This window comes from Shewanella gelidimarina (assembly GCF_023283945.1).
Taxonomy (GTDB): Bacteria; Pseudomonadota; Gammaproteobacteria; order Enterobacterales; family Shewanellaceae; genus Shewanella; species Shewanella gelidimarina.
Genome location: NZ_JAKIKW010000021.1, coordinates 17,779 through 32,143, shown reverse-complemented (window position 1 = coordinate 32,143; position 14,365 = coordinate 17,779). Strand labels below are relative to the sequence as shown.

General features: G+C 43.0%; 14 protein-coding genes. 8 read left to right on the top strand and 6 right to left on the bottom strand.

All coding sequences use genetic code 11. The features are described from left to right. Positions 1 to 11: 11 nt before the first annotated feature. The 3 genes from L2729_RS16490 (at position 12) to L2729_RS16480 (ending at position 1,349) form a co-directional block, all read left to right on the top strand. Positions 12 to 461 (top strand): hypothetical protein, encoded by a 450-nt coding sequence (locus L2729_RS16490; protein WP_248989236.1) that lies wholly within the window; start codon positions 12 to 14, stop codon positions 459 to 461. A gap of 122 nt (positions 462 to 583) precedes the next feature. Further along, on the top strand, positions 584 to 1,036 hold the full coding sequence (locus L2729_RS16485; RefSeq protein ID WP_248989235.1) for a hypothetical protein: 453 nt from the start codon (positions 584 to 586) through the stop codon (positions 1,034 to 1,036). A gap of 52 nt (positions 1,037 to 1,088) precedes the next feature. Continuing rightward, positions 1,089 to 1,349, top strand: coding sequence for a hypothetical protein (locus L2729_RS16480; RefSeq protein ID WP_248989234.1), 261 nt, complete (start codon positions 1,089 to 1,091; stop codon positions 1,347 to 1,349). A gap of 168 nt (positions 1,350 to 1,517) precedes the next feature. Here L2729_RS16480 and L2729_RS16475 read toward each other — a convergent pair whose 3' ends face one another. From L2729_RS16475 to L2729_RS16465, 3 genes are all read right to left on the bottom strand, one after another. Continuing rightward, positions 1,518 to 3,116 (bottom strand): AMP-binding protein, encoded by a 1,599-nt coding sequence (locus L2729_RS16475; RefSeq protein WP_248989233.1) that lies wholly within the window; start codon positions 3,114 to 3,116, stop codon positions 1,518 to 1,520. Positions 3,117 to 3,380: 264 nt separating this feature from the next. Continuing rightward, entirely contained in the window at positions 3,381 to 4,799 is a 1,419-nt protein-coding gene (gene ccoG, locus L2729_RS16470) for a cytochrome c oxidase accessory protein CcoG (RefSeq protein WP_248989232.1), read from the bottom strand. 168 nt (positions 4,800 to 4,967) lie between these two features. Beyond that, positions 4,968 to 6,428 (bottom strand): sigma-54 interaction domain-containing protein, encoded by a 1,461-nt coding sequence (locus L2729_RS16465; protein WP_248989231.1) that lies wholly within the window; start codon positions 6,426 to 6,428, stop codon positions 4,968 to 4,970. 350 nt (positions 6,429 to 6,778) lie between these two features. On the opposite strand from L2729_RS16465, the gene L2729_RS16460 reads away from it, so the two are divergent. Next, positions 6,779 to 7,156 carry a YacL family protein gene (locus L2729_RS16460; protein ID WP_101091443.1) on the top strand — a complete coding sequence of 126 codons (378 nt, stop codon included), beginning with the start codon at positions 6,779 to 6,781 and terminating at the stop codon, positions 7,154 to 7,156. A gap of 91 nt (positions 7,157 to 7,247) precedes the next feature. Here L2729_RS16460 and L2729_RS16455 read toward each other — a convergent pair whose 3' ends face one another. Beyond that, the gene (locus tag L2729_RS16455; RefSeq protein WP_101091444.1) at positions 7,248 to 7,877 is read right to left on the bottom strand and encodes a response regulator; all 630 of its coding nucleotides are present in this window, start codon (positions 7,875 to 7,877) and stop codon (positions 7,248 to 7,250) included. A gap of 85 nt (positions 7,878 to 7,962) precedes the next feature. After that, complete coding sequence (gene narQ / locus L2729_RS16450; protein WP_248989230.1) at positions 7,963 to 9,666, bottom strand: nitrate/nitrite two-component system sensor histidine kinase NarQ; 1,704 nt, start codon at positions 9,664 to 9,666, stop codon at positions 7,963 to 7,965. 245 nt (positions 9,667 to 9,911) lie between these two features. On the opposite strand from narQ, the gene nrfA reads away from it, so the two are divergent. Beyond that, a complete protein-coding gene (gene nrfA, locus L2729_RS16445; RefSeq protein ID WP_248989229.1) occupies positions 9,912 to 11,315 on the top strand; it encodes an ammonia-forming nitrite reductase cytochrome c552 subunit in 1,404 nt (467 codons plus the stop codon). Between the two features lie 93 nt (positions 11,316 to 11,408). On the opposite strand, the gene L2729_RS16440 is transcribed toward nrfA, so the two are convergent. After that, positions 11,409 to 11,951: an isochorismatase family protein gene (locus tag L2729_RS16440; protein ID WP_101091447.1), complete on the bottom strand. Its 543-nt coding sequence runs from the start codon at positions 11,949 to 11,951 to the stop codon at positions 11,409 to 11,411. Positions 11,952 to 12,211: 260 nt separating this feature from the next. Between L2729_RS16440 and L2729_RS16435 the strand changes: the two genes are divergently transcribed. From L2729_RS16435 to L2729_RS16425, 3 genes are all read left to right on the top strand, one after another. Further along, positions 12,212 to 12,550 (top strand): P-II family nitrogen regulator, encoded by a 339-nt coding sequence (locus tag L2729_RS16435; protein WP_101091448.1) that lies wholly within the window; start codon positions 12,212 to 12,214, stop codon positions 12,548 to 12,550. Positions 12,551 to 12,564: 14 nt separating this feature from the next. Continuing rightward, entirely contained in the window at positions 12,565 to 13,815 is a 1,251-nt protein-coding gene (locus L2729_RS16430) for an ammonium transporter (RefSeq protein ID WP_248989228.1), read from the top strand. 178 nt (positions 13,816 to 13,993) lie between these two features. Beyond that, on the top strand, positions 13,994 to 14,317 hold the full coding sequence (locus L2729_RS16425; protein WP_248989227.1) for a hypothetical protein: 324 nt from the start codon (positions 13,994 to 13,996) through the stop codon (positions 14,315 to 14,317). Positions 14,318 to 14,365: the final 48 nt, after the last annotated feature.

Sequence of the window (14,365 nt, the reverse complement as noted above, 5' to 3'; positions counted from 1 at the left end):
TGAGTGGGTAAATGAACAAATTTTGGCTTACTCATAAAATTGATATTGTCATTTTAGCTGTAATACTTTTAAGTGTATCGGCTTGGTTTGTCCATATTTGGTCAGGTGAGAATTTCGAAGAAATAGATTTAAGTAATAGCGTTATATCATGTGAACTCAATGGAAAATTTAGTACCTATTCAGTTCAATTTTCAAAAAATGGCACTTACTATTTAATGACTAAAAAATACAATTTTTGCGAATTGTACAGTGATGAAATACGTGGTAAATCAATAAAAGGGGAGTACCTTAAAGGTAATAACCTATTGAAAAAGCTTGAGGTCGATGGTGCTAACTACCATGAGCAGATAGCACTAAGTGCTTACTTTTCTGGCCTACTAGTAGCATTTATCTGCTGGGTATTTATTCGAAGCCCCATAAAGTGGGTTTTACTTAAAATGCAAAACGAGCCTCCGAACTAAGATTCACCAAGGCTAATTTCTAGTGGGACTGCGAACATTTTACGTTGTTTCGCAGTAGTGCCACATCATTTTATCAAACTGTCATCAACCTCTTAAATGGGTGTTAAGGTCTTCTAGATAATATGGCTCGGAGAAATGAACTAGGAAGTATAGCTAGTGGATTAATAGGTTCATTTAGCAGCCGAAATAATGATATTGGTGGTTATTGGGGGATCGGAACATTACACAGGTTTGTTGAGAATAATGCTAAAAAAGAGATTATGATTGATCTTCTTTCTGGGAATATCAGTCCTCAAACAGACGAGTTTGATTCACTAATTGAGTCCTATCGAGATAGATTGGACTCACACCTAACCACTGGCTCTATCCCCAAAGCTTGGCTAGTTTCTGTGGAACTCACCGTGCTATTTGAAACTGAATATGAAAAGAAGCATCATTATTGGCGCTCCGGACTGGGCAAACCATATAAGGCAAAGTGCGATATCTTAGATGATAATGGTAAGCATCATGTGGCATATGCATATAACAATAGTCGGCCACATGATCCTAATAGAGAAGCAAGGAGTTGCCGCTAGAAGCAATAAGTTTAGCCTAACTGGCGTAAATTCTACATAGTAAGGCAAAGGAATGACCAGAGCTAAAAAATTTAAGTTACTGCTGATTGTTCAATTAATTGTCACTGTAATGTACAAAATGATTCCTATCGAACTCACATACTATATGAATTCATTTTTTATCGTAGGCATGGCGCTAGGGGCTTACTTGATATTAAAGGCGATTGTTTATGCCTGCCCAAACTGTGGAAAGCACCAAATAATGCTTGGTTTTTTTAAGTATCGTTTACCAACTGACAACTGCTATGTGTGTTGCGAGAAAATTGATAGCTAAATATATTGGCAGCGTTGTCAGTGAACCTAGAATTATCAGAGGGTGTGCCGACTGTTACTGAGGTTAGGTACTATAGAATTGCAAGTAGCAATCATAACAAAAAGGGAGCCTTCGGCTCCCTCGTATCACTCGCTACTGTAATTTAAATCACCTGAACCAAACTCAGAATTACTTACGCAATTCTCTGCGTAATATCTTACCCACTGTAGATTTAGGCAGTGCATCGACAAAGATAACCACTTTTGGGATCTTATAGGCGGTTAGCTGCTCGCGGCAGTAACTGTCGATTGCGGCTTTAGCTTGTTCATGATCGGCATGAATATCGTTTAATACGATAACCGCTTTAACCGCTTCACCGCTATGATCGTCTTCAATACCAATCACGGCGCATTCTAATATTGCTTCGTGGTTCGACAGTACATCTTCGACTTCGTTTGGATAAACGTTAAAGCCAGAGACGATAATCATGTCTTTCTTACGGTCAACAATTTTATGGAAGCCGTCTTCAGTGGCAATGGCGATGTCACCGGTTTTAAAGTAACCCTCGCTGGTCATGACTTTTGCCGTTTCCTCTGGGTTATTCCAATAACCTAACATCACCTGTGGGCCAAAGACGGCAAGTTCGCCGGTTTCTCCTGTGGCGACTTCGTTATCATCCATGTCGAGAATTTTTACCAAGGTGCCAAGGACGGGTTTGCCAATCGTGCCGAGCTGTTCGAGTCCAGGTGCATTGAGCGACACCACCGGTGACGTTTCCGATAAGCCGTAACCTTCAGAGATTGTGCAGCCGGTGGTTTGCTGCCAAACCGAAGCCGCTGCTTGAGTTAACGCAGTGCCTCCTGAGATGGTTACTTTTAAGTGGCTAAAATCCAATGCCCTAAATTCCGGTTGGTGACATAGCCCAACAAACAGGGTGTTGAGCCCCGCAAACCCAGTGAATGGATATTGTGCCAGTGCTGAGATCAATCCTGAAATGTCGCGTGGATTTGGGATCAATATAGAACAACCGCCACGCTCGTAATAAAGCACTAAATTCACCATGAAGGCGTAGATATGGTACACAGGTAGCGGCGCGACAAAAATCTCTTCACCTTCAACTAGGCGACTGCCAATACGCGATTTTATCTGCATGGCGTTGGCGAGTAAATTACCGTGGGTTAACATTGCCCCTTTTGATAATCCGGTGGTCCCGCCGGTATATTGCAGCGCGGCAATCTGTTCTGGCACGCTAATCACTGGCACATATGTCAGTAACTCACCCGCTTTTAGCACATCGCAAAAGGCGATGGTTGCAAAGGGGACTTCTGGTTGCGGTTGCGGTGCAATCAAGTCCATTGCATGGGTGGAGATAACCGTTTCAATACTTGTTTTGGCAATCACTTCAGTCAATGTTGGCAACAGATCCGATAGCACCACTAGGGCTTTTGCGCCTGAGTCATTGAATTGGTGGATTAGCTCCCGTGGGGTATACAAAGGGTTGGTATTAACTAACACCATACCTGCTTTAATGGCGCCATAAGCGGCAATCACAAACTGAGTGATATTGGGCAGTTGAATCGCAATTCTATCGCCCTGTACTAAATTTGTTTCTTGTTGCAGGTAAGCGGCAAACTGGCGTGAAGAATGGTTAATCTCGTTGAATGTGGTTTCTTTCCCTAAACAGGAATAAGCGGCTTTATCACCGTATCGGGCACTTGCAAGGTCAATCAGATCATTGAGTGAGGCGTATCGGGAGAGATCGAGTGTTGAGTCTGAATCATATGCCATGGAGATACCTTCGTTAGCCAGTTTTTGATTGTTTTTGGGGTTGATTGGTGAATCAAACAGGCGTTTAGATTAGTGCGATTGTCACCTCTAGGTCAATGGTCAACAATGAAATAAATTGTTTCATACCTGCAGAACTGAGTAATGGCTATCAGTCTGTAACAATTAGATTTTTTACTCTACTTATTGCAGGCGAGATTAACCCCTTAGATTAACAGGCAAAGCAGCGGTTGCTTTGCCTGTTAACTCAAGCTTGATTGATGACGGTTATAGCGGGCTAAAGAAATTAGATTGCTGCGTCACTTGGTTGTGGCTGTGCTGCTCTGACACGGTAAAGATTATTTCGCTGCGGCTACTTTCAAGTTCATTGAGATCTGCCGAGACGGTTACCGGGTAATCGAGTAGCTCACCCGCATTAATTAACAAACGGGTATTTCCTTCGAGTTGATAGCTACTGTTACCTGACACATAGATTTGATAGTGACGAGCTTGCTGGGTTTTATTACGGATTTTTAGCGTAAAGCTATTTTCAACTTCATCGGTTAAGGTTTCACGGTACAGCGTTTGTCTATCACGAATGATGTTTAGCTCAATAGCAGAACGATTACTGATATCAATCCCAATCACGGTGAGCATGATCAAGGCTGCAATACCGTAGCCAAGAAATTTGTACGATTCATAAAAAGGCACGGCTTTGTCGACTAATTCATTCTCACTGCTGTAACTAATTAAGTCAGGTTTGTAGCCGAACTGCGCCATGGTCTGGTTACATGCATCGACGCACGCGCCGCAGTTAATGCATTCATATTGCAAACCGTTACGGATATCGATACCCGTGGGGCAAACATCCACACAGAGGTTGCAGTCAACGCAATCACCTAAACTGGTTTCTTGTTTGCGTTTACGAGGGCCACGGCTTTCGCCACGAGTTGCGTCATAGGTCACTGTCTTGGTATTGGCGTCAAACATCACTGACTGAAAGCGGGAATAAGGGCAGCAATGTAAACACATCTGCTCACGCATCCAACCTGCATTAAGGTAAGTACAGATGGCAAAGAACCAGACCCAGGTGCTGATCCAAAAGCTGGCATCAAAAGTGAAAATATCCAGATATAGCGCTCTGGCTGGAATAAAATAAGCGATAAAGCCACAACCAGTGAGCAGGGCAATTGCGCCCCACGCCAGATGTTTGCTGGTTCGTTTTAAAATCTTATTTAAACTCATGGGGGCTTTGTCTAAGGCAATACGCTTGTTGCGGCTGCCTTCAATTTGCTCTTCAACCCATACGAACATGAATGTCCAAGCGGTTTGTGGGCACAGGTATCCACACCAAACTCGGCCCCAAAATACAGTGGCAAAAAACAGTAAAAACGCAGCGGCGATAAGTACCCAAGCAAGAATAGTGAAATCTTGAGGCCAAAGCGTGGTGCCAAAGAAAATGAATTGTTGGTCGCTAATATTAAACAGAATGGCTTGTCGACCTTGATAAGAGACAAACGGTAGTAGAAAAAATAGCGCAACCAATAAGCTATTCATCCCAGTTCGAATGCGTTGAAAATATCCTTTTTGCTCTCGAATATGGATCTTACCGCTAGGCGGGCTGTCGACCTGCTTAATGGGAATGCGATTATTCGGTCGTTGGCTATGGGTGTTTTCTATTACGTTGCTATTGTTTTTATTTAACATTGGCTTCTCTATAGGCACTGACATTGTTCACTCAGTGCCTATATAGCAAGCTCTAGGCCATGTTTTAAGTTATTGTTTTTACGTAGTATTGACTTTTTAATCATAGGTTTAGATCGCGATATATCACGAATCCACCGTATATCGTGTCTTGGCGTTGATGAATGCTTGCTATATTGGCCGAGCAATAGCGAGTTTACTCATACGGGAGCGCAAGGTGCTGGGCGGCATTCCTAGTATTGCTGCAGCACCGATTGGCCCTGAGATCCGCCATTGACTCTGTTTTAATATTTTTAAAATATGTGCTTTTTCTATTTCAGCTAATGTCTGCTTAGCATTGGTTGCCGCAGTAGATGTTCTAGCTTGAGGCTCTGATGCTAATTGGCCAAACTCGAGCACGGGCCCCGTGGATAAGATCATCTCTCTTTCAAGTACGTTCTGCAGTTCACGCACATTACCAGGCCAGCTATGCTTGGCTAAATTTTGCATACCTCGTTGGCTAACCTTGCTGATTTTTTTACCTAATTTACGGTTTAACTCCTGAATAAGGTGGCTCACGAGTTCTGGAATATCCGACAGGCGACTGCGCAATGGCGGCACGATAATGGGAAAAACATTAAGCCGATAATAGAGATCCATTCTAAATAGACCTTGTTCAACCCGCTTTAACAGATCGTGATGGGTAGCGGTAATAAGTCTGATATCAACTTTAATTGTTTGGCTACTGCCAACGCGCTCAAACTCTTGTTCTTGAATGACTCTGAGCAGTTTTGACTGGGCTTCTAGACTCAGTTCAGCCACCTCATCGAGAAATAGAGTGCCATTATTTGCGAGTTCGAAACGGCCTTTTCGACGGTTTGTCGCGCCAGTGTACGCGCCTTTTTCATGGCCAAACAACTCACTTTCAAGTAAAGATGTTGAAAATGCAGCGCAATTGACACTCACTAATGGCTTATCTGCACGGTTACTTAAGCGGTGCAGGTTACGGGCGACGAGTTCTTTACCCGTGCCATTCTCGCCACTAATTAACACCGTGCTTTCTGTATTGGCAACGAGTTTAATTTGCTGAATCAACTGGTTAATTTGTTGGCTTCCACCTGATATACCAACGTCTCCTGTACGATCTGCAAGCTCTAATTGCAAATACTGATTTTCGAATGATAGCTTCTCTGACAGGGCTTGAACTTGCTCTAACGCTTGGCGGAGTGACTGTTCTGTTTGCTTTTGAATACTTATATCACGAAATATCGCGACAACGCCCATAAGCACTCCATCTTTATACACCGGGGTTGAGGTGTAATGCACTGGAAAGCTAGAGCCATCTTTGCGCCAAAACACTTCATGGGTGATCTCTCTTGCAGTGCCATCTCTGAGCGTGTTGTAGATGGGGCAGTCCTCTTTAGGATAATGGCTACCATCGTTATGGCTATGGTGATGGCAGTCATGAATATTCTTGCCTAACAACTCTTGGGTTTGCCAACCCGTCATCTTCTCAGCGGCTGGATTAATGAACACGGCATTGCCGTCGAGATCAAATCCATAAATACCTTCGCTGACCGCATTTAGTATCAATTGGTTCTCTGGCAGAAAGTCTGCATGAGCGGTTATTTGTTTAAGATTGATAGCTGTCATGATGGTTCCTGTCGCGATATGAAGTGACAAAGCTAGCGTAAGTATACGTTAAACAGTAGGGTCACGATATAACGTGCCTTGGTGGTGAATTAAAATATGCAGAGTAATCGCTCAATATTTTTAACTCATCGAGTCATGGCTGCTGTTTGTCTTGAACATGGGTCTCGCGTTTTTATGGCTCTGATGACTCGGTTTTTTTATGTTTAATCCACTCTGGGTTGAATGGTGAACATTTGAATGGAGAGTTCGTTATCCATCCAAGCTGCAGTATATGAACAGAATAGGGCAAGTAGACGTTTATTAAGTTAAAATGAGGTTAGTTGAAGTCTTACTGAATTTTGAGCCTGATTATGGAATACGATTTTTTACGCAATACAATGACCGGTACTGCATTTGCGCGGTTCAGTATGGATCATGAAGCGATGGGTTTTTGGTTGTCGGAGGAGCTTGGTGACAATCCAGAGAAGCATGTCGAGATCTGTCAGCAGCTTGAAAAGCTACAAACTGGCCAGCTAAGTGATTGGCGCTTAATTGGTAAGGCACTGTCGATAGAGTTTGATTGTGAACAGGTCAGAGTGTTTGCCAATAATATTGAAGAGGGCGAGGAAGAGGACGCTGAGATGGATGAATCGATGTCATTCTATAATGGAGAGTCTGAAGCGTTTTGTGGTTTAGAGGATTTCTATGCGGTATTGGTTAACTGGCGTAAGTTTTTGGATGAATACTAGTTCGCTATAGACCCTATTAAAAAAGGCAGCCTAGGCTGCCTTTTTGCTGTTTAACTATCCACGATAAGCGATAAGCGATAAGCGATATCAGTTATTGGTTTAGGTATCTAACAGCCATCTCTGTACGTGACTTAGCATTGGCTTTACGAAGTAGGTTTTTCACATGCACTTTAACGGTGCCTTCGCTTATATGTAACTGCTCAGCGACTACGCGGTTACTTTGCCCTTCAGCAAGGTGCTTTAATATCTCTAGCTCCCTTGGTGTTAGGTTCTCAATCCAGTCCTGCTCATTAACTGAGGTATTTAACTCAGATAAGTAGTCTTTAACATTCTCGCTAATAATACGATGTCCTAACATGGCATTCTTTAGCATCTCTAGCAGCAGATCTGGCTCGGTATCTTTAAGTAGGTAACCATCAGCGCCCGCTCGAACCAGTCTAATCACATCTTGTTTAGCATCCGAAACGGTCAAAATAACAATACGGGAGGTGACGCCCTCTTGTCGTAAAGCATTGAGCGTATCGAGGCCTGTCATCCCTTTCATATTGAGATCAAGTAACACTATATCAGGCTCATTTTCAGCGACGGCAGAAAGTGCGTCTAGCCCACTTCCCGCTTCACCAAAAAGAGTGAAATCGGAGTCTGAGGTAATAAGCTGACAGATCCCGCGCCGTAATAGCGGGTGATCGTCGATAACTAGTACTGAATAAGGCTTACCCATTTAATGGCCTCCTGCTGAGGTTAACTCGCAATTCAAAAGTTAAAGATGTCATTTTTGCTTTAATATCTGTTTTATATAGCAAAAATCACACTGGTTCTTGTTGAGGTGGGAAGGTTAACGTCACTGTGGCACCACCTTCCTCATTTTGGCTAAATTCTACCACACCTGATAGACGACTTGCGCGCTCATGCATGATCCCTAAACCAAAATGTTGATCTCTTTCTTTGAGTTTTTCTATTCCGAGCCCATCGTCACTGATACTAATAATCACTTTTGCATCAGATATTTTTTGACAGCTGATATGAATATGCTGGGCACTAGCATGCTTAATCGCGTTGAGTGTGGCTTCGCGAGTGAGCTGTAAAATATGGATATGTTGGTGGGCACCGAGTAGTTGTACTGGCAGTTTATAATCGAGTGTGATGTTAGCATCACTTTGACTGCGTAATTGCTCAACCATTGCTTCTATAGCGTGTCCTAAGTTGGGATCTTTAATTGTCAGTCTGAAGGTAGATAGCAACTCTCTGAGCTGCGCATAGGCGGTATTGACGCCTTCATTTATCTCTTGCAACTGCTCTGCTGCTCGCGGACTTTTTGATGTTTTGTCTAACTCTTTGGAGAGCAAATTAACTTGGATTTTTAAAAATGACAGTAATTGACCCAAGGAGTCATGCAATTCACGCGCGATAACCCCGCGCTCTTCCATAAGTGCGAGTTGCTGTCGTTGCTCACCTGCGTTGTGGATCACCATTGAGCGTGCCAGCATGATGGCAAAGTTACTATAAAGTGCAGTTGTGTAAGGTCGCTCTGAGATGACTTCTAAATAACCTAGGTTATTTTGCTCAAACTGTAGTGCAAATTTCTGTGAATTCTTAACGTCATGCGGCCACTCACCTCGACCATCGATGATGTATTGGACTTGTTCATCTTCTACTACAACTAATCTTAGGCTGATGTTAGGTTCATGGGTTTGCAGCTGGTTAATGGCGTCGGTCAGCGTATTGATGTCTAATTTACTCGAGTGCAGCATGACGACATTGTCATAGAGTAATTTTAGCTCATTATTGGCACGAGTTAATGCGATCGTCTTTTCTTGTACCTGAGATTCTAACCCTTGATAGACGCTGGCCAGTTTTTTTATTGTACTATCGAGAGCGCTGCTTAATGCACTCAATTCGATATACTCTGTTTTAGGCATTACTACATTAAAGTCGCCTTGTGAAATTGTATCAGCAGCCTGCATTAATTGTTGCAATGGTTTAACAACTTTACGTTTGGCGATTCTTACCGTGACGAAGGCAATCAACAGCATTATGCCCAAACCGACTATCTGACTAATCGCCAGCAACTTAAGTTTAAAGGCGGCATGTTGCTCTGTTTCTAATACGAAAAGATCAATGGTATCGACAAAATCTTTTAGTGCTGCGGCATACAGGCGTGAGTTCTCAGATTCAATGTAATAACGCATCACTTGCCACTTATCGATAACGGTAAAGTACTTATCCTTCATCTCCTGTGGGGTATACCAGGTTAGAGATGCTTTAAGCGCTTGAGAATTGAGGGTGTTTTCAAATTCTTCAATTTTTTCTGCCGCCGATTCACTGCCTGAATTGGCATAAAACATAAGTCGATAACTCTGCATTCTCAGTGATCCTGACGCATTAATTGCTCTGGCATCTCCTAAGCTATAGGACAAGTTAACGATGGCAAAAATAGCCAGTCCACTGGACAGCAATATCAGCGTTAACATGAATCCCCATATCGCTGATGTAAGTCTGCCTTTTTTCATTCAAGAGTTCTCATTTATTGGGGTTATAGACTATTTTATTAATAGCATTTATTCATTATTGCATACTGCAATATGTTACTAAAAACATAAAGTGTGAGCAACAACACGTTTACAAGTTGATCTAACGCAAGTTTTAAGTAGGATACCCCTAATGGGGTATGTTTTTGTTAGGTGCAAGAGGCTAACTTCGACCTTGGAATAGGTGGGACTATACTATAAATATTATAAAGTAAAATGGAGATGAGATGGTGAGAACATTAACTAAAAAGGCTTTTGCACTGAGTGCAATGGTTGCAGCAAGTTTAATTGCTGGTAGCGCATTCGCAAGTGAAAAAACTGAACCGCGTAACGAAGTGTACAAAGATAAGTTCAAGAATCAATATGAAACTTGGCATGAAACTTCAGAAAGTAAAGAAGTTGTTGATATGCTTGAGCAGGTTCCAAGTTTAGTTGTGCTTTGGGCGGGTTATGGTTTTGCGAAAGATTATAACGCTCCACGTGGTCACATGTATGTAATCACTGACTTAAGAAACACCTTACGTACCGGTGCCCCTAAGTCTGCTGATGACGGTCCAATGCCAATGGCATGTTGGTCTTGTAAGAGCCCAGATGTACCTCGTATGATCGAAGAGCAGGGTGAAGACGGATATTTTGCAGGTAAATGGTCTAAAGGCGGTCCAGAAATTGTTAACGCTCTTGGCTGTGCTGATTGTCACGTAAAAGGTTCTTCTAAGTTACGTATGTCTCGTCCATTTGCTGAACGTGCAATGGAAACATTGGGTACACCATTTGATAAAGCGTCTAAGAAAGACAAGCAATCAATGGTTTGTGGTCAGTGTCACGTTGAGTACTACTTCGAGAAGACTAAAGATAAGAAAGGCTTTGTTAAATTCCCTTGGGATAACGGTACAACAGTTGAACAGATGGAAGTCTACTATGACAACATCGAGTTCTCTGACTGGACTCACGCTGTTTCTAAGACTCCAATGCTTAAAGCACAGCACCCAGGTTATGAAACTTGGCAGCTAGGTGTTCATGGTAAGAACAACGTAAGTTGTACTGACTGTCACATGCCTAAAGTGAAAAGCGAAAAAGGTCGTAAGTTTACTGACCATAAAGTCGGTAACCCATTCGATCGCTTTGAAGAAACTTGTGGAAGTTGTCACGAGCAAAGCAAAGAGTTCATGGTTAACTTAACTGAAGACCGTAAGCATAAAGTTGCTGATCTTAAAGCACGTGCTGAAGCTCAGCTAGTGAAAGCTCACTTCGAAGCAAAAGCTGCTTGGGATGCGGGTGCAACTGAAACTGAAATGAAGCCTATCCTTATGGATATCCGTCATTCACAGTGGCGTTGGGACTATGCAACTGCATCACATGGTGTTGCTGCTCACGCAGCTGATGAAGCACTTCGTGTACTAGGTACTGCGGTAGACAAAGCGGCTGATGCTCGTATCAAGCTAGCTCAACTACTTGCTGTTAAAGGTGTTAAGCAACCAATTGCTTACCCTGACACTTCAACCAAAGCTAAAGCACAAGCTGCTCTAGGTATGGATATGAAGAAGATGAATGCTGATAAAGCTGAATTCAAGAAAACTTTAGTACCACAGTGGGAAGCTGAAGCTGAAAAGCGCGAAGCAACTTACAAGTAAGTCTATTGTTTCTACCTAGCTCTATATAGAAAAGCCCTCATTGATGAGGGCTTTTTTTTGTCTTTAATTAACTCGCTTGAACTTAATGTCGGTCTACTTAATCAGTGCCAGTAAGGCCTTAAACCTTTCCCCTATCGCTTCATGTTGCAGTTCAAACAGCAATGACTCTACATTGGTTTGTAATGCACCATGGGCCTGCATCATCTCTATGCCGAGTTTTTTATTAACAGGATCTCGCGAAGACATAGCATCTACAACGAGGTAAGTCGGGTAAGCATTATCTAATAGATCCATACAGGTTTGGTACACGCAAACATGGGTTTCAATGCCTGCGACAAGGATATTTTTTTGCCCCATTGCTGACAATTTAGCCCTGAACTTAGGACATTGCCAGCCGCTAAAATGTTGTTTTGCAATGGGCTCCGTGGTTTTGATTAGCTCTGTGGCCAATACGTCACTAGTGGCACCCAACTTATCGGGTAGTTGCTCGAGCCATAGGATCGGAATGTCGAATAACTGAATGCCTTTAATTAATAGCGCTAATTTATGGTGTAACTCTTCACTTTGATGCATGACTCGTGCGAGTTGCCCTTGCACGTCAACAATGACTAATACGCAATCTTCTGGCTTCAACATTTTAATGTTCCTAGTGCTTGTTGCAAAGGTTACTAGTACACCTCAAAAGTCGCTTTTAACCAATAGGCGATAAGTCTAAGTCGCGACATCTTTGCCTTATGAGTGTGCAGTTATTGAATAACTGCACTTTTTTGGTGCGTTTATATTCACTTTACAACACCTGTTTTATCCTATCTATTTGTTTTTATAACTTTTAATTTGTTGGCCTGATGCTTGAAGAGTCTTTATTAGAATTAAAAATAGTCTTCAAGGAGATCGCCATGAAATTGGTCAGTGCCATTATTAAGCCATTTAAGTTAGATGATGTAAGAGAAGCTATCGCCAATGTGGGCATTGAGGGGATGACGGTGACTGAAGTAAAAGGCTTTGGTCGTCAAAAAGGCCATACCGAACTTTATCGAGGTGCTGAGTATCAGGTTGATTTCTTACCTAAGGTGAAGCTTGAAATTGCAACTAAAGCTGAAAACGTGGAGATGCTAGTTGAGGCGATTACGAGTGCCGCGCGTACAGGTAAGATTGGTGATGGCAAGATATTTGTTACCAACCTAGAACAAGCCACCAGAATACGAACTGGCGAACTCGACAACGAAGCACTTTAAAGGGGGATTGGAAAATGGATGAATTAACCAAACTAGGATTAACGGTCACTGAGCTTCGCTTTGCCCTTGATACGTTTTATTTTCTTATCTCAGGTGCGCTAGTGATGTGGATGGCCGCCGGATTTGCGATGTTAGAAGCAGGCCTTGTTCGTTCAAAAAACACCACTGAAATTTTAACTAAAAACGTCTGCTTATATTCAATCGCCTGTGTCATGTATCTAATCGTTGGTTACAACATTATGTACGTTGATAACGCCGAAGGTGGTTGGTTACCCTCGCTGGGATCATTGATTGGATCGCAAGCTGATGGAGCAGACCATGCGCTTGAGTCCGACTTCTTTTTCCAAGTGGTGTTCGTTGCAACGGCAATGTCGATTGTGTCTGGTGCCGTCGCTGAAAGGATGAAATTATGGGCGTTTTTGGCATTTTCAGTGTTTATGACGGCGGTGATATACCCCGTTGAAGGCTACTGGACATGGGGTGGTGGATTCTTATCTGAAGCTGGCTTCGTTGACTTTGCGGGCAGCGGCATTGTACATATGGCCGGTGCTGCAGCGGCTGTTTCTGGGGTGTTATTGTTAGGGGCAAGAAAGGGAAAGTATGGCGCTAACGGACAAGTAAACCCGATTCCAGGTTCTAACTTACCGATGGCGACATTGGGTATGTTCATCTTGTGGATGGGTTGGTTTGGTTTTAACGGTGGTTCACAGCTTTTAGTCTCGGATGTTGAAAATGCTAGCGCGGTGGCCAAAATATTTGTTAATACCAACTCTGCGGCGGCGTTTGGTGCGCTTTCTGCGTTGATGCTATGTCGATTGATTTGGGGTAAAGCCGATTTAACTATGATCTTAAATGGAGCATTAGCAGGGCTTGTGGCGATTACCGCTGACCCTCTATCTCCCTCTTTAGCGATGGCTGGTGTGATTGGTCTTGTGGCTGGCGGCGTGGTTATATTCTCGATTGTTGCATTTGACCGAATCAAAATTGATGATCCCGTTGGGGCAATCTCTGTCCATGGTGTGGCCGGACTCCTCGGCTTAATATTGGTGCCAGTGTCTAATGCCGATGCGTCTTTTGGCACTCAGCTTTATGGTGCTGCAGTGATATTTGGTTGGGTATTTGCGGCCTCTTCAGTTGTTTGGTTTGGACTCAAAGTGACGATGGGGATCCGCGTGACTGAAGAGGAAGAGTATAACGGCATGGATGCATCAGATTGCGGTATTGATGCGTACCCTGAATTTGTCTCAGTGAAAAGTGCTAACTAATGCAGTGATGAAATTGCTAACAAGCAGGGCTTATGCCCTGTTTTTTATTTGAGATAAACATGAACCCCCTAAGCGATTTCATGTTCTGCGATTAATGTCTGAGACTTAATGGAATTGGGCTGGTTAACGGTATACGATGAGCTAATACTGGTTTCTACTATTATTGGGCCGTTATCGGATGAATAAAGTGTTCAGCATTAGTCTATTGCTACTATTTACCACCAGCTTACCAGCGGCAGCTGGACAGGTTGTAGTGCGTAAATCTAGCGAGCCATTTGATGCATTTGCAGTGCGCGATCAAGTGCTGGCTGACCATGAGTGGCAAGAAGCGCTCAGATTTCAACAGCAAATCCAAATCTTACAAGCACTGCCTATGGGGTGCTTGCCTGTGGCTATTCCTTATCGTCATTTCACTTGTCGTGGCCAGTTCTACAGGCCTTATGAATATCAAAATAAACATCTCTACATTGAAATAGAACAGCCGCAAAAGGTTACCCCCTAAGCTTACAGGGACTGTAGATTGCTTTACTGAATGAGTGGTACTTTTGAT

Bases quoted from the DNA above. Each gene is read 5' to 3' on its own strand.
- narQ (WP_248989230.1), bottom strand. From the start codon at position 9,666: ATGAAAAAAGGCAGACTTACATCAGCGATATGGGGATTCATGTTAACG.
- ccoG (WP_248989232.1), bottom strand. From the start codon at position 4,799: ATGTTAAATAAAAACAATAGCAACGTAATAGAAAACACCCATAGCCAA.
- L2729_RS16490 (WP_248989236.1), top strand. From the start codon at position 12: ATGAACAAATTTTGGCTTACTCATAAAATTGATATTGTCATTTTAGCT.
- L2729_RS16480 (WP_248989234.1), top strand. From the start codon at position 1,089: ATGACCAGAGCTAAAAAATTTAAGTTACTGCTGATTGTTCAATTAATT.
- L2729_RS16460 (WP_101091443.1), top strand. From the start codon at position 6,779: ATGGAATACGATTTTTTACGCAATACAATGACCGGTACTGCATTTGCG.
- L2729_RS16455 (WP_101091444.1), bottom strand. From the start codon at position 7,877: ATGGGTAAGCCTTATTCAGTACTAGTTATCGACGATCACCCGCTATTA.
- L2729_RS16435 (WP_101091448.1), top strand. From the start codon at position 12,212: ATGAAATTGGTCAGTGCCATTATTAAGCCATTTAAGTTAGATGATGTA.
- L2729_RS16485 (WP_248989235.1), top strand. From the start codon at position 584: ATGGCTCGGAGAAATGAACTAGGAAGTATAGCTAGTGGATTAATAGGT.
- L2729_RS16475 (WP_248989233.1), bottom strand. From the start codon at position 3,116: ATGGCATATGATTCAGACTCAACACTCGATCTCTCCCGATACGCCTCA.
- L2729_RS16430 (WP_248989228.1), top strand. From the start codon at position 12,565: ATGGATGAATTAACCAAACTAGGATTAACGGTCACTGAGCTTCGCTTT.
- nrfA (WP_248989229.1), top strand. From the start codon at position 9,912: ATGGTGAGAACATTAACTAAAAAGGCTTTTGCACTGAGTGCAATGGTT.
- L2729_RS16425 (WP_248989227.1), top strand. From the start codon at position 13,994: ATGAATAAAGTGTTCAGCATTAGTCTATTGCTACTATTTACCACCAGC.
- L2729_RS16465 (WP_248989231.1), bottom strand. From the start codon at position 6,428: ATGACAGCTATCAATCTTAAACAAATAACCGCTCATGCAGACTTTCTG.
- L2729_RS16440 (WP_101091447.1), bottom strand. From the start codon at position 11,951: ATGTTGAAGCCAGAAGATTGCGTATTAGTCATTGTTGACGTGCAAGGG.